Source organism: Streptomyces sp. NPDC050388, assembly GCF_040655635.1.
Lineage (GTDB): Bacteria > Actinomycetota > Actinomycetes > Streptomycetales > Streptomycetaceae > Streptomyces.
Genome location: NZ_JBFAKH010000016.1, coordinates 24,870 through 42,865, shown reverse-complemented (window position 1 = coordinate 42,865; position 17,996 = coordinate 24,870). Strand labels below are relative to the sequence as shown.

13 protein-coding genes and 3 pseudogenes are annotated in these 17,996 nt (G+C 70.9%); 9 read left to right on the top strand and 7 right to left on the bottom strand.

Going from position 1 to position 17,996, the window contains the following annotated elements; translation table 11 throughout:
* Positions 1 to 282 precede the first annotated feature (282 nt).
* From AB0I73_RS11880 to AB0I73_RS11870, 3 genes and pseudogenes are all read left to right on the top strand, one after another.
* The gene (locus AB0I73_RS11880; protein WP_363036274.1) at positions 283 to 1,473 is read left to right on the top strand and encodes an MFS transporter; all 1,191 of its coding nucleotides are present in this window, start codon (positions 283 to 285) and stop codon (positions 1,471 to 1,473) included.
* 694 nt (positions 1,474 to 2,167) lie between these two features.
* Positions 2,168 to 3,655: an MFS transporter gene (locus tag AB0I73_RS11875; RefSeq protein WP_363036406.1), complete on the top strand. Its 1,488-nt coding sequence runs from the start codon at positions 2,168 to 2,170 to the stop codon at positions 3,653 to 3,655.
* Between the two features lie 11 nt (positions 3,656 to 3,666).
* Positions 3,667 to 4,742 (top strand): annotated as a pseudogene (locus tag AB0I73_RS11870) (P1 family peptidase).
* 73 nt (positions 4,743 to 4,815) lie between these two features.
* Here AB0I73_RS11870 and AB0I73_RS11865 read toward each other — a convergent pair.
* The 4 genes and pseudogenes from AB0I73_RS11865 to AB0I73_RS11850 all read right to left on the bottom strand — a co-directional run.
* The gene (locus tag AB0I73_RS11865) at positions 4,816 to 5,100 is read right to left on the bottom strand and encodes an MGMT family protein (protein WP_363036272.1); all 285 of its coding nucleotides are present in this window, start codon (positions 5,098 to 5,100) and stop codon (positions 4,816 to 4,818) included.
* A 7-nt stretch (positions 5,101 to 5,107) separates the two neighbouring features.
* The gene (locus tag AB0I73_RS11860) at positions 5,108 to 5,635 is read right to left on the bottom strand and encodes a DUF488 domain-containing protein (protein WP_363036270.1); all 528 of its coding nucleotides are present in this window, start codon (positions 5,633 to 5,635) and stop codon (positions 5,108 to 5,110) included.
* Positions 5,636 to 5,715: 80 nt separating this feature from the next.
* Positions 5,716 to 5,925: a DUF2945 domain-containing protein gene (locus AB0I73_RS11855; protein WP_363036268.1), complete on the bottom strand. Its 210-nt coding sequence runs from the start codon at positions 5,923 to 5,925 to the stop codon at positions 5,716 to 5,718.
* A gap of 92 nt (positions 5,926 to 6,017) precedes the next feature.
* A pseudogene (locus tag AB0I73_RS11850) lies at positions 6,018 to 7,847 on the bottom strand (SpoIIE family protein phosphatase); the annotation flags it as partial.
* A 276-nt stretch (positions 7,848 to 8,123) separates the two neighbouring features.
* On the opposite strand from AB0I73_RS11850, the gene AB0I73_RS11845 reads away from it, so the two are divergent.
* Positions 8,124 to 8,384, top strand: a complete 261-nt coding sequence (locus AB0I73_RS11845) for an STAS domain-containing protein (RefSeq protein WP_363036266.1) — start codon at positions 8,124 to 8,126, stop codon at positions 8,382 to 8,384.
* 336 nt (positions 8,385 to 8,720) lie between these two features.
* Here the strand turns inward: AB0I73_RS11845 and AB0I73_RS11840 are convergent, their stop codons facing one another.
* The 3 genes and pseudogenes from AB0I73_RS11840 to AB0I73_RS11830 all read right to left on the bottom strand — a co-directional run bounded on the left by AB0I73_RS11840 (position 8,721) and on the right by AB0I73_RS11830 (position 12,214).
* Entirely contained in the window at positions 8,721 to 9,203 is a 483-nt protein-coding gene (locus tag AB0I73_RS11840) for an Asp23/Gls24 family envelope stress response protein (protein WP_363036264.1), read from the bottom strand.
* A 474-nt stretch (positions 9,204 to 9,677) separates the two neighbouring features.
* Positions 9,678 to 10,007 (bottom strand): annotated as a pseudogene (locus tag AB0I73_RS11835) (2-phosphosulfolactate phosphatase); the annotation flags it as partial.
* A 965-nt stretch (positions 10,008 to 10,972) separates the two neighbouring features.
* On the bottom strand, positions 10,973 to 12,214 hold the full coding sequence (locus tag AB0I73_RS11830; protein ID WP_363036262.1) for a SpoIIE family protein phosphatase: 1,242 nt from the start codon (positions 12,212 to 12,214) through the stop codon (positions 10,973 to 10,975).
* Between the two features lie 300 nt (positions 12,215 to 12,514).
* Here AB0I73_RS11830 and AB0I73_RS11825 point away from each other — a divergent pair, with 300 nt between their 5' ends.
* The 5 genes from AB0I73_RS11825 to AB0I73_RS11805 all read left to right on the top strand — a co-directional run bounded on the left by AB0I73_RS11825 (position 12,515) and on the right by AB0I73_RS11805 (position 17,944).
* The gene (locus AB0I73_RS11825) at positions 12,515 to 13,609 is read left to right on the top strand and encodes a glutamate--cysteine ligase (RefSeq protein ID WP_363036260.1); all 1,095 of its coding nucleotides are present in this window, start codon (positions 12,515 to 12,517) and stop codon (positions 13,607 to 13,609) included.
* Between the two features lie 328 nt (positions 13,610 to 13,937).
* Positions 13,938 to 15,185, top strand: coding sequence for an NAD(P)/FAD-dependent oxidoreductase (locus AB0I73_RS11820; protein WP_363036258.1), 1,248 nt, complete (start codon positions 13,938 to 13,940; stop codon positions 15,183 to 15,185).
* Positions 15,186 to 15,267: 82 nt separating this feature from the next.
* The gene (locus AB0I73_RS11815) at positions 15,268 to 15,993 is read left to right on the top strand and encodes an SDR family oxidoreductase (protein ID WP_363036256.1); all 726 of its coding nucleotides are present in this window, start codon (positions 15,268 to 15,270) and stop codon (positions 15,991 to 15,993) included.
* 35 nt (positions 15,994 to 16,028) lie between these two features.
* On the top strand, positions 16,029 to 17,216 hold the full coding sequence (locus AB0I73_RS11810; RefSeq protein ID WP_363036254.1) for a lycopene cyclase family protein: 1,188 nt from the start codon (positions 16,029 to 16,031) through the stop codon (positions 17,214 to 17,216).
* The gene (locus tag AB0I73_RS11805) at positions 17,213 to 17,944 is read left to right on the top strand and encodes a methyltransferase domain-containing protein (RefSeq protein ID WP_363036252.1); all 732 of its coding nucleotides are present in this window, start codon (positions 17,213 to 17,215) and stop codon (positions 17,942 to 17,944) included. Before AB0I73_RS11810 ends, AB0I73_RS11805 begins: the two co-directional genes overlap by 4 nt.
* Positions 17,945 to 17,996: the final 52 nt, after the last annotated feature.

The following is a 17,996-nucleotide window of genomic DNA, read 5'->3' as shown; positions in this document are numbered from 1 at the left end:
CTTGGGCAGGGATCATGTCCCGTGACCGCGCCGTTGAGTGACGTTCCGTCGACGGGCCGACGTCCTCCCTCAATGCCGACGTCCTCCCTCAATGACGAACGCTGTGAGGGGGAAAAGGTGGACCGCTCTGTGTGCGCCGTACGGGACCAGGGGAACTTCCCGGGACCAGGAAGCCTTCGGGTCAGCGCGAGGGGGACCGAGCCGGGACGAGCCCTTCCCGGTTCTCCCGGCAGTCGGTGCGCCGGGCGGGGCCGCGGCGCACACGGGGATACCGTCGTCGGCATGGCCGGTGATCGCGCAGGGTGGCGCGCGTGTGTGCTCAGCGGCGTGGTGTTCGCCGTGTGCATGGTCGGTACCACGCTGCCGACCCCCCTGTACGGTCTCTACCGGGCGAAGTTCGGGTTCTCCGAGCTGACCGTCACCGTCGTGTACGCCGTGTACGCTTTCGGCGTCATCGGTGTCCTGCTGCTGGCGGGGAACATCTCGGACGCGGTGGGCAGGCGCCCGGTGCTGTTGTGCGGTCTCGGATTCGCCGCCCTGAGCGCCATCTGCTTCCTCAGCGCTGCCGACCTGGGATGGCTGTACGCGGGGCGGCTGCTGTCAGGACTGTCCGCCGGGCTGTTCACCGGGGCCGCCACGGCGTTCGTGATGGAACTGGCACCGCCCGGCGGCGCCTCTTGCGCCACCTTCGTCGCGACCGCCGCCAACATGGGCGGGCTGGGATGCGGACCGCTGCTCGCGGGAGTCCTGTCGCAGTATGCGGCCAGGCCGCTGTACCTGCCGTTCGCCGTGCACCTGGCCCTGGTGGCCGGCTCGGTCGTCGTCCTGCTGCGGCTTCCGGAGACCGTACGGGAGCGGCAGTCCCTGAGCGCCGTACGGCCGCGACGGCCCGGCCTGCCCCCGCAGGTGCGGGCGGTGTTCGGGCCGGCGGCGATCGCCTCGTTCGTGGGCTTCGCGCTGTTCGGGGTGTTCACGGCGATCAGCCCGGCGTTCCTCACACAGTTCCTGGACGTGCAGAACCGTGCCCTGAGCGGTCTGGTCGTCGCGCTGGCGTTCTTCGCCTCGACCGCCGGGCAACTGGCCGTCGGCCGGGTCGGTGCGACGCGCTCACTGCCATGGGGCTGTGCCGGCCTTCTCGCCGGGCTGGCGCTGCTCGCAGGCGCGCTGCACTGGAACCTGCTCGCGCCGGTGGTGCTGAGCGCGCTCGTCGGCGGTGCCGGCCAGGGGCTGGCGTTCCGCGGGGCGCTGTCCGCGCTGGCCGAGGTGTCTCCGGCGGGCGAGCGGGCGGGGGTGATCTCCATGCTGTTCGTGGTGGCCTATGCGGGCATCTCGGTGCCGGTGATCGGCGTGGGCGTACTGGACGGTCTCATCGGCTTGGAGGACGCGGGGCTGGTGTTCATCGCGTGCATGGCCCTCCTGGTCGTGACCGCGGTGGTCTACCTCCTCCGGCGGCCCGTGCCGTCGGGGGCCTGAGCGCATCACCCGTGCCCGCCCTGCCGCCGGTACCCGCCGTGGCCCGGACCGACTACCGAGACGCGGTCGCCACCATGCGGGCTGTGACACGCCCACTGCGTGTTCGCGCCGAACGGGAACGCGGGGCGCCATGGCAGGTCCTGGGGTGGCCGTTTCGTCATCCCGGAGGACCCACACCGTGGACATCCTGCTGTCGGTCCTGTTCGCGCTGGGCGCCGCGTGCAGCAACGCGCTCGCGACCGTTCTCCAGCGCAAGGCGGCCCTGAGCGTACCCCGGTCCGACAAGCTGAGGGTCGGATTGATGCTCGACCTGCTGCGGCGCCCCGTCCGGCTCGCCGGCATCGTCGCCGTGATCACCACGGCGGTCTGCCGAGCCGTAGCGCTTGTGACGGGGCCGTTGACGACCGTTCAGCCGCTGTTCGTGCCGGAGCTCCCGCTCGCTCTGGCCATCGCCACGGTGGTGCTGCGGGGGCGGCTGCCCCGCACCGGCTGGGTGGCTGCCTTCGCTGTGGTGGCAGCGAGCCGCAGGCGTCTCCTCCCACGGGGACACGGCACAGTGAGGGAGACCCCCCACACCACCGGGGCGGCCCCCGGGCCGGCCCGGGGAACTGCACGCTGTCACGGGCGCCGGAGCATGCCACAACCCTTCCCGGGTATTCGGCGGAGGCTGATTCGCTTCACTGAGGAGACGCCCATGACCATCGCCCATCCCGAGACCGCCGGACGCACGATCACCACCGACGTCCCGGCGCGCCTGGACCGCCTCCCGTGGTCGCGCTGGCACTGGAGCGTCGTCATCGGCCTGGGCACGGTCTGGATCCTCGACGGCATGGAAGTCACGATCGTCGGCAACATCGCCGGCCGCCTGTCGGAGGCCGGCAGCGGCCTGCCCATCACCTCCGGTGAGGTCACCGGTGTCGCCGCCGCCCTCTATGTGGCCGGTGCCTGCTCGGGCGCTCTGTTCTGGGGCCGTCTGACCGACATCCACGGCCGCAAGAAACTCTTCCTGATCACCCTCGCGGTCTATCTCGGCGCCACCGCCCTGACCTCGCTCGCCTTCGACACCTGGTGGTTCTTCCTCTTCCGCTTCCTCACCGGTTTCGGTATCGGCGGCGAGTACGCGGCCATCAACTCCGCGATCGACGAGCTGATCCCGGCGCACTACCGCGGACGCGTCAACCTGGTGATCAACGGCAGCTACTGGCTGGGTGCCGTCGGCGGCGCGCTGCTGTCGATCGTGGCGCTGGACACGTCGGTCTTCCCGGCGAACGTCGGCTGGCGGCTGACCTTCGCCCTGGGCGCCGTCCTCGCCCTGGTGATCCTCCTCGTACGCCGTCACGTCCCCGAAAGCCCCCGCTGGCTGCTGATCCACGGCCGTGACGCGGAGGCCGAGCGGCTCGTGCGCGGCATCGAGCAACGAGTCGAGGCCGAGACCGGCAAGCCGCTGCCCCGCGCGGGGGACGGGATGACCATCCGTCAGCGCAGGCGGACCACCTTCACCGAGATCGCCCGAACGGTCTTCGCCGAGTACCGCAAGCGGTCGGCCCTCGGCTTCTCCCTCTTCATCGGCCAGGCGTTCCTCTACAACGCCATCACCTTCGGCTACGGCGCGATCCTCACCCGGTTCTTCGACGTCCCGTCCGGCAGCACCGGCTACTACTTCGCCGTCATCGCCGTCGGCAACTTCCTGGGCCCGCTGCTGCTCGGCAAACTGTTCGACACCCTCGGCCGCCGCATCATGATCTCCGGGACGTATCTGCTCTCCGGCCTGCTGCTGTTCGGCACGGCCCGGCTGTTCGACCAGGGCTCGCTCAGCGCGACCAGCCTCACGGCCTGCTGGTGCGCGGTCCTGTTCTTCGCCTCGGCCGGCGCCTCCAGCGCCTACCTCACGGTCTCCGAGGTCTTCCCGATGGAGACCCGTGCGATGGCCATCGCCTTCTTCTACGCCATCGGCACCGCCGCCGGAGGCATCACCGGCCCCCTGATCTTCGCCGGCCTCACGAGCAGCGGCAAGGTCGGCGACGCGGTCCTCGCCTTCCAGATCGGCGCCGGCCTGATGTGCGCGGCGGGCATCGTGGCCGTCTTCCTCGCGGTGAACGCGGAACGCCGCTCCCTGGAGGACATCGCCGCCCCGCTCTCCGCCGCGGCTTCCCGCGTACCCCTCGGCGGGCGGGACGCGTAGCGTCCGGCCGTATGGAACCAACGGCTCAGTCACAGCCCGCATGCGGCGCCCGGCACCGGGCCCGTGACCTCGGCATCGTCATCGGACGCGCCGCCACCGGGCCCTTCAACGCGATCACCGATGTGCCGGGCGTCCGCGTCGGTCACACCACCGTCCGCCGACAGCCCGACGTGCACAGCGGAGTCACCGCCGTCGTCCCCGACACCGTCGGCCCCCGCACACCGCTGCCGGCGGGGGTGTTCACCGGCAACGGCTACGGCAAACTCATCGGTACGACCCAGCTCACCGAACTCGGCACGCTGGAGACCCCGGTGCTGCTCACCTCCACCCTGTCGGCCTTCCGCGTCGCCGACGCCCTCGTCGGCTGGATGCTGCGGCGGCCCGGATGCGAAGAGGTGCAGAGCCTCAATCCCGTCGTGGGGGAGTGCAACGACGGCCTCCTGTCCGACATCCGCGCCCGGCCCGTCCACGAGGAGCACGTCCGGGCCGCCCTCGACGAAGCGTCCGGCGGGCCGGTGGCCGAGGGCTGTGTCGGCGCGGGAACCGGCACGGTCGCGCTGGGTTTCAAAGCCGGCATCGGAACCTCCTCACGCACTGTGGTCCTGGAAGACCGGCACTGCACGGCGGGCGTCCTGGTGCAGGCGAACTTCGGCGGCACCCTGCGGGTGCTCGACCGCATCGTCACCCCGCGGTCCACGGGCATCGACGCCGACGGCCCGACGCCGGCCGAGGAGACCGGCTCCTGCATGATCGTGGTGGCCACCGACGCCCCCTCGACGCCCGGCAGTTCACCCGTGTCGCACGACGCGCGGTGTTCGCCCTGGCCCGTACGGGCGCGGCCTACAGCCATGGCAGTGGCGACTACGCCGTGGCGTTCGGTACGCGATCCGGCACCGGCGCCCCGGTGGCGGACGCCGAACTGGGGCCGCTGTTCGAAGCGGTCCTCGACGGGGTCGAGGAGGCGGTGCTCAACTCCCTGCTCGCCGCGACGACGACCACCGGCTTCAACGGCCGGACGGTACCGGCGCTCCCGGCGGACCGCCTGCTCGCCGCCCTCACGGCCCCTGCGCCACCGCGGACGCGCTGACGACGGACAGCGGCCGGGCGGGACGCGGCGCGGGACGGCGGCCCGGGACCTGCCGGGTACGCGCATGAAGGCGTCACGCGGGCCGGCGGTACCGTGCCCGCCGCATGTCCACGCGCCTCCCCCGCATCGGCGTGCCCTCGTCGCCGAGCAGTTCCGGTGCCGCCCCGTCATGGCAGGAGGCGGGTGTCCCGTCCGCGTGGACGACGCGCCACCACGGCACATTCTCGTCGAGCAGGCTCATGGCGCGCCCCACCTGCCGTGGGCCGACCCCGATGCTCCTGCCGATGTCCCCGTAGGAGGCGACGGAGCCGACCGGGATGGCAAGGACCGCCTCCCGGACGTCGTCGACGAAGCTCATGGCGGCCTCAGTCCGTCGGGGGGTAGACCAGGTGCCCGTCACGGACCCGCGCGTGCTCGTTCAGGACGGCCGGCCTCGACGCCGTGCCCGACAGGATGTGCACCACCTCCACGCCGGCGACGATCAGCGCGTCGGAGACCAGCCTGCGGTGGCACCGCCACGGCACCGCCTCGCTGCACATGATGGCCGGCCGTTCGTGTTCAGCCAGCTCGAGCAGTTCGCTCAGGCCTTCCGCGAATTCATCACCGGCCATGTGGTCGGCGTAATCACGGAATGCTTTCACTTGCCATGCACCGTTCTCGCTCGGTACGCCCTTGGGTGTGTGCCGTCGGCCGCCGAGCCCGGCGATCCAGCGGTACGCGATGTCGGACGGCAGAGCGTCGACGATCGCCGCCTGATTCCACTGCGGGTACTTCCTCGAGGACGGGTACGAGCGAACATCGACCAAGCAGGTGACGCCGCTGTCACGCAGCATCTTCAGCACTTCGTCGAAGTCGCGTGTCGAGTGCCCGACCGTATGGATGCGGTTCGTCATCTCGAAATCTCACCCGGATCGCACAATTCTCCGATCGTTCCGCTGACTGCAGTGCGCCTCGAAGGCGCGAACACCACTCCCTACCGCTTCGTCAGGGCTCCCCCCTTGTGCATGGCGACGTGGCCGGTTTTGTCGCTCTTGATCTCGTATTGCGGTTCGTCTTCCGAGCAATGGCGCGTATGCCCCTTGTACTCCACGTCGTGCGTGTGTTTCTTGACGATGACGCCTTCCACGTGCCCTGCTTCCGAGTTCCACCGCACATGGTCTCCGACGTCGAACTGCTCGGCCATTCCGGTTCCCTTCGCTTCGTTCCTCTCCCCGCCGTCGGCGTCGACCCCCTCATTCCGTGGGGGAAGTCGTCCGGGAACTCCTCCCGGGCGCCGCGCGTGGGGTCCTCCACCGAGGCGTCCAGCTGGACGGATCCGGGGGCGGCCCGGTTCGGGGCGGCGGGGCTGTACGGGGACTGCGGCGGCGGTGACGGTCGGCTGTCGCCGGGCGCGCCCGCACCGGCCGGAGGCAGCCGCAGGGCGAGCAGGGCGACGTCGTCGCCGCTCGGGTCGATGCGGGCCAGCAGCTCGTCGCAGAAGCCGTCCACGGTGCGCCCGGTCAGCATGGAGGCGTGGTGGCGGAGCTTGGCCATGCCGAGATCGATCGGGCGGCCCCTGCTCTCCACGAGGCCGTCGGTGTAGAGCAGCAGTGTGGAGCCCGGGGGAAGAGCCGCATACGCGTCCGGCCACTTCAGCCCCAGGTGCAGGGCGGCGCTCATGCCGATCAGCGGTCCGTGGCTGGTCAGGAAGCGAGTGTCTCCCTCATCGGTGACCAGCAGCGGAGGTGGATGCCCCGCGTTGGCCCAGTGCAGTTGCCAGGGGCCGCCCTCCGGGCCTTCGACACGGGCGAAGACGAGCGTGGCCATGGGCGCGTCGCTGGTGTTCGTCACTGCCTCGTCCAGGTTCTGCACGACCACGCTGGGCGGCTCCTGGTGGCTCCAGGCCAGGGCGCGCAGCATGTTGCGGACCTCGGCCATGTGGGAGGCCGCCTCGAGGTCGTGGCCGACCACGTCCCCGATCACCAGCGCCACGACGCCGTCGGAGAGCAGGAGGGCGTCGTACCAGTCGCCGCCGACCTCCATGGCGCGCTGCGCCGGCAGATAACGGGCGGCCATGCGCAGGTGGTCGACCTGGGGGAGCGGGGCGAGCAGTTGGCGCTGCATGGTCTCGGCGACGTTCCGCTGCTCGTGGTAGAGGCGGGCGTTGTCCAGCACCAGGGCCAGGCGCCGCCCGATGTCGGTGAGCAGCAGGATCTCGTTGTCCGTGAGGTCGGGGGAGTCCCCGGCGCGGGCCACGGTCAGCATTCCGTAGTGGCGCCGCCGGGCACGGAGTGGCACCACGAGAGCCGAGTGGCCCCCGAGCCGGTCGAACAGCGGTCGGTGGGTGGCGGCGAGCGGGGCGTCCGGGTCGCCGAGCAACTCGGCGGCGCTCAGCAGCACGGGATCGTCACCGCCCGTGGCACGTGCCCCTGCCGTACGGGACCCGGACGGCAGGGGCGGCAGGGGACCCTCCAATCGCCGCGCCCGCCGAGGATGGGTGTGACTGCGCACGGCGACCCGCTCCAGCGCCCCGGTGGCTCTGTCCCGCTCGGAGCGCAGATCCACCGCGGCCCAGTCACCGAACGCGGGAACCAGCAACCGCAGCAACTGGGCGATCCGGTTGGAAGCCGCCATGGTGGACATCAACACCGACGAGACGTCCGCCACCAGGTTCAGCCGGGTGGTCAGGGCCTCCAGAGCCGCGGTGTGCGCCGCCGCCTGTTCCTCCGCGGCGCGATGCAGGCTGAAGTCCTTGAAGACGACCACCAGCCCGGCCCGGCGGCCCGCCAGCACCAAGGGAGTGGCCGCCCAGATGATCGGCACGGTCGTGCCGTCGCCCCGCAGGAAGTACTCCTCGCTGCCCTCCTCGGCGGATTGGTCACTGCCCAGAAGGGCCATGATCGAGCACTGCTCGCGCGGCACCGGGCCGCCGTCGGGACGGCGGTGCAGCAGATCGTGCGCGTCCTGGCCGGTCATCTGGGCCGCAGGCCGGTCCAGCAGCCGCTCGGTCCACGGGTTGACGAACGTGATGTGCCCCGAGGTGTCGACGGTGAAGACGCCGGTGCCCAGGGCCTGCAGGACCGCGTGCGGGAAGCCCGGCCCCAGAGCCTCATCGGGCGTGCTCATGACCTCTCCCTCGTCGTCCGGGCAGGTGTCCGAGGTGCGTCCACGGCGATCACCATTCCCCAAGCCGTCCCACACCTGGGTACCCCGTCATCCGGAACCGTGCGCTCTGAGCGGTTCCGGATGACGGGGAGCACGCGCCGTCGCAGCTCCGCGCCGACTCCCCACCGGCATGACCCATACGGTGACGCCGTGGCCAGTCGTTCGCACCTGTGCAGAACGCGCGTGCGGCAGACACCGCCCGAAACCTCTCCCCAGGGCATGGCCGTTAGGTGAGCCATGCAGCCCGAATTCCACATCAGCCGCCGTGAAGAGGACGACTGGACCGTCGTGGAGATCCACGGCGAGCTCGACGTCCCCACGGTGCCGCGCATCGGGGACTACGGGGTCCACCGCCTTGAGGCAGGCCGCCGACGCCTCATCGTCGACCTGGCCGGGGTGACGTTCATGGACTCGGCGGACCTTGGACCACTCGTCGGAATCCGGGAACGGATCCGGGGCTCAGCGGAATCCGTGATGACGGAGCGACATGAGAGGTGACCGGCACAGACGCCCGGAACCCGTCCCCCCGCCCCTGGCTGCCCCCTGGCTGAACAGCTCTGACACCGACTGCCCGTGGTGCCGGCAACTCCTCGTGGCGGTCCCTGACCGCACCGCGCACGACACGCACACCCCGGTGCCGAGCAAAATCGATTCCTCATGCCGATGGTGCCGGACGGCGTCCTGGCTCGACCGGATTCGCGTGGTGATGGTGCCGGTGGCGGCGGTGGTCGCGGTGGTGGCCGCAGTCGTGACCGTGTGCTCGACCTGATCTGGTCCCCGGCGCGCGAACGAGCGGCGACACGGCCTCTGCGTCCCTCCCTTCCGCGGGCCGCGTCACGCAACGCGCCTGCCGCTTTGCTCGGGTGCCTCCTCCTCGTCCGGCAGCCGTACGTCGTCGACGGCGATGTTGACTTCCACGACCTCCAGACCGGTCATGCGTTCAATCGCGGTGATGACGTTGGTACGCACGTCTGCGGCGGTGTCTGCGATGGCTGCGCCGTAATGGACGACGAGGTCCAGGTCCACGGCGGCCTGGCGCTCACCGACCTCCACCTTCACGCCCTGGGTGCTGCTGCTGCTCCCGCCGGGCACGCGTTCACGCACCGCTCCGAATGCCCGGGCCATACCCGCGCCGAGGTTGTAGACCTCGGGCACCTCCCGGGCGGCCATGCTCGCGATCTTCGCCACGACGGTGTCCGCGATGGTGGTGCTGCCGCGGTTCTCCGCGGGGACGTCGGTGCCCCTGCGGCCTTGCCGGGTTGTCTTCTCCTGCTCGTCCGGTGTGGCAGCGGTGCTGTGCTGTGTGCTGACTGACATGACCGTCACCTCGATCAGTGCGGGACTCGGCGAGCTGCCTCACATCCAACGTAGAGCAATGAGGCCAATGGGGTGAAATGAAACGAATGGGGTGAAGGCCTGTGATCGATCGGCCGACAAGATCACCACTGGTCGGCCGACTCACGCGCCCACCGGGATGCGGCAGGGGGGTACCTCGCCGCGCTCACCGGGCCCGTGGCAGTCAGGGGTGCGCTGGTCAGGATGTGGACCACGCAGTCGAGCGCCCGCCGGGAGGCGCAGCCTGACCGTGCTCCTGTGGACTCCGGTGACGGATCAGCCGGCTGGGGCTCCGTCGCTGCTCGCCCCGGGGCCGGGACCCACCGGTCCGAGGACCCGGCCGGCCCGGATGTTCTCCACCGACGCATCAAGCCAGCGAACATCGGGTGATTCGTCGGACACCGCAACGGGACGCGGCACTGCCGGAGAGTCTTCCTGACGAGCCGCCACCGCGAAGAGGACCTGCGGTGCGCTCGCGGCGGTCGGCGCGCCGACCGCTCCCGCCGTCTTCTGCACCACCGTGCGACCCGTCAGATCGAACGACCTGATCGGAGCAGGTGAGTTCACCGCGTCGAAGCCTGCTTCCGGAGCGCCGTCCTTCAGTGCCGGCCAACCCGGAGGTCTTTCCTCCAAGGCCAGTGCCTCATCCTCCGGCGCGGCCAGGACGACTCTCTCGGTGCCACGCGAGAAGGCCCGAGCGGCCACGGTGAAGGCGCGCATCACGTCGACGACTGCAACACGTGGAACGCCGGTCAGTTCCGGAACGCCGACGAAGCGATTGCTCATCTGGCCCTTCTTGCTGAGGCTCGCAACGCTCATGCCAAGGCAAGGAACGATCCCACAGCCGGCACGGGTTCCTGGGACGGGATCGTGCCGTCATGCCGTGAAGTGGCGGCGACTCACAGGGGTGTTCCCGTGTCGGTGGCGCTGAAGCGGCACATACCCCTCATGGGTGAAGTCGTCGGCCGCCTCGTCCGAGCACCTGAGCCTGCTGCGTCGCGGCGGACCGGTCCTCTCCCGCAGGGAGGGCAAGCAGGTCTTCGGAGATGAACGTCAACCGACGACTCGTGATCGTCGAGCACGGCTGTGCGGTGGGGAGCACGAAGCGTGCAGCGATCCTCGGCGACCGCAGGATCACCGGGCCGCCGGTCGAGTTGGCTGCTGAAGTCGTGGCTGAGACAGGCTCGTTGTGGAACGAACGGCACCAAGCCGGGCTTGTGTCCCGCCCACGGTGCTGCGCGGTATCGCCTGTGACCGTCAGAAGCCCCTGGGCGCGCTCCTCGAGCGACTGGACATGACCGTGCACGCCCTTCCCCCGGCTCGACGGTTTCCTGTCTCTACTGCGGACCCAACCGACCCGAGGGACAGGCGAAAGGGGTGCTGCTTCGCCGCGGGACACCTGCCGCTCCTGTCGATCAGCCCGGAGGGTGACACCCGTTTCATCGGAGACGACCGCGGCGTTCGCGATCGGGCCCTTACCTCCGCTGCCGCCGTCCTGCTGCACACCGACGGGCTGATCGAACGCCGCGGGGCGAACGGTGGGTGCCTCGTCCGAGGACCCGCAGTACCGGGTTCGCAGCGAAAGTACGAAAGGGTGCGTGCGGCTCGGCAGCGCGGGTCAGCGCTGTGGACACAGAACTCGCGGCGGCGGGCGCTGCCCCCGGTCGGGTGACCGGGCTGTCGCGACCCTCTTCGGGGCATGACCTGAGCCGTCCCGAGCACTGGACGGCACGTACCGGTCGGAGGTCCGTCTACAGGCGGATGACGATCAAGGCGACGTCGTCGCATCCGCCGTGGGCTACGCCGAGACGGGTGAGCAGGGCGTCGGCCAGCCGGTCAGGGCTCAGATGGGCGTGGCGGGCGAGGGCGTCGGTGAGGCGGTGCAGCCCGGCGTCGATGTCCTCGCCGCGACGTTCGGTGAGTCCGTCGGTGTAGAGGACGAGGGTGTCGCCCGGGGTGTAGGGAACCGTGGCCTGGGCGCGCGGGTTCTGGCCGACCGGGATCCCCAACGGTGGTTCGGTGGCCTGGTCGAGCAGGACGATCGTGCCGTCCGTACGGGAGAGGACGGGCGGGGGGTGGCCGGCGCTGGTGTAGGTGATGTGCTGTTGGCGGGTGTCGATGACGGCCTTGACCGCGGTTGTCGCCAGTGCGCCCTCGAAGGTGCGGGCGTACCGGCTCAGGACGTCCATGGCTGCGCCGGGTTCGTGGATGGCACGCACGGCTGCGGACAGTGCGCTCCGGAGCATGCCCATGACGGCGGCGGCCTCCAGGCCGTGGCCGACCACGTCGCCGACCGCCACGGTGTACGTGTCGTCGGACAGATCCACCACGTCGTACCAGTCGCCGCAGACGTTGAGCGAGCGAGCGGCGGGCATGTAACGCACGGCGATCTCCCGGTGAGCGGCCAGGTCCGGGGAGTGCAACATGGCCTCTTGCAGGGTGAGGGCGATGTGACGTTCCCGGGCGTGTGCGTTGCGGAGCTCCTCGTTGAGGCGCTGGAGTTCCTGCGCCCGTGCGTACAGTTCGGACTCCAGTGCCTTGTGCTCACTCTCCGGATCCTCCGGTCTCGAGCGGAGGGGATGGGTCAGTACGAACTCGGTCATGTCCTCCACCCGGTGGAGGAGCCATTCCACCTGCCCGTCAGGTCCGAGGAGGGGTGTGTTGACGGACGACCACCACTTCTCCTGGAACACTCCGGGTTGTCCGGGCACCGGGACGTCGTACTTCCGCACCGCCATCGTGTCCGGTTCTCCCGACCGCAGGACCCGCTGCAGGGAAGCGTTCAGACTGCGCACCCCTTCGGCGTCCGGATCCGCCGGATTGTCGGGGTGAACCTCGAAGAGGTACCGACCGGTCATCTCCTCGCGGGTCCGGCCTGTGACCCGAAGATATGCCTCGTTGACGTCGGCGACCATCAGACCGGGATCCAATACCAGGTAGGGGCTGGGCGTTGCGGCGAACAGCGCCCGGTAATCGATCCGTGGTGCGGTCACACGGGCTCTCCTGTCACGTTCACCGGTCTCCACCCCTCAGCTTCAACTATGCCTCGAGCTTGAAGCGGCGACCTGTCGCCTCGTGGAGGGGGCGTCGCCGATGGTTCTGCCCCGGTGACGCCCGGGAGGCGAGCCGTCCGGAGCGGCAGGGCGGCACAGTCGTGTTTGACGTGCGGCTTTCGTGGCACTTGGTACGGGCATCCCCCGGTGGAGCGGGGCGTCGTCGGACGAGGTGGACGGGGGCTGCAGCATGGGCCTCCCCTGCCGAAGCGGTCGGTGGTGGGAACGGAAGGATCGGCGATGGCGACCGTCGGCATCGAAGAGGAGTACCTGCTGGTCGACCCGATCACCGGTCGGCTGGCTCCGCACGCGGAAAGGGTCAGGGCCGCCGCAGGGCTGCAGCCCTTCGTCGCCGGGGAAGAGATCCAGTTGGAAATCTCGCAGGCGCAGATCGAGGTGGCGACGCCCGTATGCGCCACGCTGGAGGAGGTCGGTGGCCACCTCCTGCGGCTGCGGCATGCCGTGGCCGGTGCGGCGGAGAAGAGCGGCTCCCGGGTCATGGCCAGCGGCACGCCGCCCTTCCGCGAGGACACACCGGTGCCGATCACCGACCAGACCCGTTACAAAGCGATGCAGCGGCAGGCTCCGCAGCTGGTGGCGGAGCAGATGGTCAACGGCATGCATGTGCACGTGGGCGTCCCCAGCCGAGGGGCGGGGACGGAGGTCTTGAACCGGATCCGGGTGTGGTTGCCGTCCCTGACCGCCATGGCGGCGAACTCACCACTGTGGGAGGGGCAGGACACCGGCTTCGCCAGCTGGCGCACCGTCGTCTTCGACCGATGGCCGGTCAGCGGCATCCCGCCGCGCTTCGCCGACGCGGCGGACTACGACGCACGAGTGCGTCGACTGCTGTCGACCGGGGTGATCAACGACACCGGTCAGTTGTACTGGCAGATCCGGCTGTCCGAGAGCTATCCCACAGTCGAGGTCCGTTGCCTGGACGTGCAGCTGCGCACGGAGGACGCGGTCATGCTCGCCGGTCTGACACGGGCGCTGGCCGACACCGCGCTGCGCGAAGTGGAGTCGGGCCGTCCGCCGGCGGAGCCCGCTCCGGAGATGATGCAGGCGGCGATGTGGCAAGCAGCACGTCATGGGCTGAACGGAGACCTGATCGACCCGACCGGCCGGCGGCGGCGCGCGGGCGACGTGGTGTACGGGCTGCTGGACCACGTGGGTCCCGCGCTGGACGCGGCCGGTGACACTCGCGAGGTGACCTCACTCGTCCACCGTCTGCTGCAACAGGGCACAGGCGCGGACAGGCAGCGCCAGGCCTTCGCCGAAGGCGGTCTCGACGCCGTCGTCGAGATGATCGTCGAAGCCGGCGGCACGCCTTGACGGGTACTTCCGGTACGCGTGTCCGGTGCCGCCCTGCCCCTCGGGTCGCTCGTCGCGGCGGTGGTGTCGGAGTGACGTACCGCTGTCGTTGGCGCACTCGGCCGTGGTGGCGCCTGGCATCCGCCGACGCGACGTGATCCGCTGGATGCACCATTCCCTTCGCCGGGACCGGCAACCGGTGCGTGGCGGACTGCGTGAGGCACCTGCGTGTTGCTGCACCTGCGTGCTGCTCCACGAAGCCGTGCTCCGGGTACTGGCGCACGCGAGAGAGCCGGAGGACGAGTCCAGACCCCCGCCCGACCGGTGTCGGCATCGACAGAGGAGAACCATGAGCGACCGTCGCCGCGGAACACCGGACACCGTCGTGGTCGGTGCCGGTCTCGCCGGTCTCGCCTGCGCATCGGACCTGTGCCGTGTCGGACGCCGCGTGGTCCTGCTGGAGGCTTCCGACGGGCCGGGCGGCCGAATGCGAACAGACCGGCGGGACGGCTTCCTCCTGGATCGCGGCTTCCAGGTGTTCAACACCTCCTATCCTCAGGTGAAGCGGCGCCTGGACCTTCGGAGTCTTCGGCTGCGGCCGTTCACCCCCGGATTCGTGGCACACACCCCGACCGGGCCGGTTCGCCTCGCCGATCCGACCCGGAGGCCGAGCACGGCGGGGACCCTGCTGCCCGGGCGGGCCCTCACGGCTCGCGACCTGGCCGCGTCGGCGGCGCTCACCGCGCGGGACGCTCTGCTGCCCGTGGCCCTGCTCAAAAGACGTCCGGACCGCACCACCTCGGCCGCCCTGTCCCGCGCGGGGCTGTCGGACGCGGCGGTGAACCACATTCTGCGGCCGTTCCTGTCCGGCGTGTTCCTGGAGGACGGTTTGGAGACCTCCGCCCGCTTCTTCCACCTGGTCTGGCGGAGCATGGTCCGGGGCACCCTTTGCCTGCCCGCAGACGGCATCGGCGCGGTACCCGCGCAACTGGCCGACGGTCTGCCCGACAACGTCCTACGGCTGGAGACGCCGGTTGCCGAGGTCACCGCTTCGGGAGTGCTGCTGGCGGACGGCAGCGAGGTGCCGGCCGCGACCGTCGTGGTCGCGACCGACGCCGTCACGGCGGCCCGGCTGCTGCCGGGCCTGCCCGTACCGGGCGGACGTACGGTCACCACGTACTACCACGCGGTCGACAGCACGCCGATGCCGGAACCGACGCTGATGGTGGACAGCACCGGAACAGTCCTGAACACCTGTGTACTGACCGAAGTCGCAGCCACCTACGCACCGCCCGGGACCGCGCTGGTCTCCAGCTCCGTGCTGGGCACGGACGAGCCCGGCAGGAGCGACGTCGTGCTGCGGCGCCTGGCCGATCTGTACGGCACCGACACGAGCGGCTGGCAGCAGATCACCGCGTACACCGTCGAGGGGGCGCTGCCCGCGATGCCCCCGCCCTGGCCGCTCAGCCTCACGACCCGCTTCGGACCGGGGAGGTACGTGTGCGGTGACCACCGCGCGACCGGCTCGGTCCAGGGGGCCCTGGCGTCGGGTACGCGAGCCGCCCGCGAGGTACTGGCCGACTCGGCGCCCGGTTGATGCCGCACCGGCCGACAGCGACCGCGTCCGTGGGCAGTCGGAGCCCTGAAGAGATGCCGACCGGAAGAGACTCGTCGACCTGGTGCTCGGGGTGAACATGGACGTCAGCGGTGCGCGTGTTCTGGTGGTCGGGGCCACCGGTGTTCTCGGTGGTGCGATCACCGCCGAACTGGCCGGCCGAGGCGCACGTCCGGCCCTCGCCGGACGCGACCCGGCCCGGCTGGTCCGCGTCGCCCAGGCGTACCCCGGTGCTCCGACCATTCTGTTCGACGCCTACGACGCCGATTCCTGCGCCCGCGCCGTGCTGGATGCCTCGGCTGCCCTCGGCAACCTGGACGCCGTGGTGACGGCGTTCGGCTCGGTGGCCTTCGGCCGGGCGTACGAGGTCGGTGACGAGGTCGCGGAGTACCTGATGGCGGTCAACTTCCTTGCACCCGTCGCGTTCTGCCGGGCCGCGCTCGGCGTCATGCGACCCGGTTCGGTGCTCGCCGCCGTCACCGGAGCCGTTGTGGAGCGCCCACAGGCGGGAATGGCCGACTACAGCGCCTCCAAGGCCGCGCTGAGTGCCTGGCTCGACGCCGTACGCCGCGAGGCACGGGGCGCAGGCATCAAGGTGCTGGACATCCGGCCGGGGCACCTGGACACCGGTTTCGCCGACCGACCCGTGGCAGGTGATGCGCCGCCGCTGCCTGCGGGAGGGGACCCGCGCCAGGTCGCCGTAGCCGTCGCGGAAGCGCTGGGGACAGAGGCCGAGCTCCTGCGCACGACGTCGGACGGCACCGCCGTCGTCGAACGGCGGGCCCGGTGAGTCGGCACCCCGTACTTCCTGCCGGCACATCCGATGTGCTCATCGTCGGCGGCGGCGCGGCCGGCCTCAGTCTCGCGTACCGGCTGACCGGGGCCGGCACCACCACCGTGACCGTCGTCGAACCGCCGGACGGACCGACGCGCCCGCCCGAGCGGACCTGGTGCTACTGGGACCGGGGCACCGGCGACTTCGACGAAGTGATCACCGCTTCCTGGTCTCGGCTGCGCGTCCGCGGTGCCGACGGCAGCGAGGTCACCGTCGACCCGGCCCCACTGCGCTATCGCATGCTGCGGTCCGCACCGTTCGAGCGTTGGGTGCACTCCCGACTGGCTCGCTCTCCCGGTGTGCACCTGCTGCGCGCGACGGCGGACACGGTGCACGAGGCGTCCGACGGGGCGGAAGTCCGGTGCACGGCACCCGACGGACGGACACTGACGCTGCGCGCCCGCCATGTGTTCGACTCCCGCCCGTTGCGCACTCTGCCACCGGCCCGGACGCACCTGCTGCAGCACTTCCGCGGTTGGTTCGTACGCACCGACGACAACCGGTTCGATCCCGAGGTCGCCGACCTGATGGATTTCCGGTTGCCGCAACCGCGCCACGGCCTCGCCTTCGGCTACGTCCTCCCGCTGGCGCCGGACCAGGCGCTCGTCGAGTACACCGAGTTCTCCCGGGCGCCGCTGTCCACCGCGGAGTACGAGGCGGCGCTCGGCCACTACGGCCGCGAGATCCTGAAGCTCGGCGCGTTCACGGTGGACGCGGCGGAGCAGGGAGCGATCCCCATGACCGACGCGCGCTTCCCCCGGCGCGTCGGATCCGCCGTCTTCCGTATCGGGGCGGCGGGCGGCGCCACCCGCCCCGCCACGGGCTACACCTTCGCCGCGGTGCAGCGGCAGAGCAGGGCCATCGCCGAGGCCCTGCGTGACGGGCGCACGGCAGCAGTGCCCGCACCTCATGGACGCCGTGCGCTGGCCATGGACGCGGTCCTGCTGCGGGCCCTGGACACCGGACGGATCGACGGCCCCGACTTCTTCACCACCCTGTTCCGCCGTACGTCCCCGGAACGACTGCTGCGCTTCCTCGACGGTGCCACCTCACCCCTGGAGGAGTGGGGCATCGGACTGCGGACCCCGGTCGGCCCGATGCTCCGAACCGCCGTCGAACTGCCCTTCCTGCCGCGCCGCGCCCGCCCCGCCCCACGATCCGAAGAGAGCCACCGATGACCCTGCTGCGCGACCACGACCTGGCACGCGCCTTCGACCACGCGTCGCACACCTACGACCGCCTCACGACCCTCAACCCCGGCTACCGCACCGATCTGCTCCGCTCGGCCCGGCGGCTCCGGCTGCCGGACGGCGGAGCGGGACTGCACGTCCTCGACCTCGGTTGCGGCACCGGTACGTCCACCCGGGCCCTGCTGCGGGCCGCGCCCCGGGCCCGGATCACGGCCGTCGACGCCTCTTCGGGCATGCTGCGGCGCGCACGGGCCAAGCCCTGGCCCGCTCGCGTGCGCTTCCTGCACCTGACCGCCGAAGAAATGGCGAAGGCCGGGGAAGGCCCGCTCGACGCGGTGTTCGCCGCCTACCTGTTCCGCAACGTCACCGACCCGGACCGGGTCCTCACCGCGGTCCGGACTCTGCTGCGACCGGGCGGGCGCCTCGCCGTCCATGAGTACAGCCTCAGCGGCTCACCGGCGCACCGCGCCCTGTGGACGGCCGTGTGCCGGGGCGTGATCGTCCCGGTGGGCACGCTCACCCGCGACCGCGCCCTGTACCGCCACCTGTGGCACAGCGTCCTCGCCTTCGACACCGCGCCCGCCTTCGCCGACCGTCTGGCACGGGCCGGCTTCACAGGCGTGCGCGCCGCGCCCGTCGCCGGCTGGCAGACCGGCATCGTGCACACCTTCCTCGCGCGCAACGGTTCCCCCACCCCAGGGGAGCAGACCCGGTGAGCGCCCGCTCGCACGGTGGCGCCCGGCGGGGCCGTGACCGCAAGGCCGAGGT

What these genes read in the sequence shown, in the direction of transcription:
- AB0I73_RS11805 (WP_363036252.1), top strand. Translation starts at nt 17,213, where the DNA reads ATGACCCTGCTGCGCGACCACGACCTGGCACGCGCCTTCGACCACGCG.
- AB0I73_RS11855 (WP_363036268.1), bottom strand. Translation starts at nt 5,925, where the DNA reads ATGGCCGAGCAGTTCGACGTCGGAGACCATGTGCGGTGGAACTCGGAA.
- AB0I73_RS11820 (WP_363036258.1), top strand. Translation starts at nt 13,938, where the DNA reads ATGAGCGACCGTCGCCGCGGAACACCGGACACCGTCGTGGTCGGTGCC.
- AB0I73_RS11880 (WP_363036274.1), top strand. Translation starts at nt 283, where the DNA reads ATGGCCGGTGATCGCGCAGGGTGGCGCGCGTGTGTGCTCAGCGGCGTG.
- AB0I73_RS11865 (WP_363036272.1), bottom strand. Translation starts at nt 5,100, where the DNA reads ATGAGCTTCGTCGACGACGTCCGGGAGGCGGTCCTTGCCATCCCGGTC.
- AB0I73_RS11875 (WP_363036406.1), top strand. Translation starts at nt 2,168, where the DNA reads ATGACCATCGCCCATCCCGAGACCGCCGGACGCACGATCACCACCGAC.
- AB0I73_RS11845 (WP_363036266.1), top strand. Translation starts at nt 8,124, where the DNA reads ATGCAGCCCGAATTCCACATCAGCCGCCGTGAAGAGGACGACTGGACC.
- AB0I73_RS11860 (WP_363036270.1), bottom strand. Translation starts at nt 5,635, where the DNA reads ATGACGAACCGCATCCATACGGTCGGGCACTCGACACGCGACTTCGAC.
- AB0I73_RS11825 (WP_363036260.1), top strand. Translation starts at nt 12,515, where the DNA reads ATGGCGACCGTCGGCATCGAAGAGGAGTACCTGCTGGTCGACCCGATC.
- AB0I73_RS11840 (WP_363036264.1), bottom strand. Translation starts at nt 9,203, where the DNA reads ATGTCAGTCAGCACACAGCACAGCACCGCTGCCACACCGGACGAGCAG.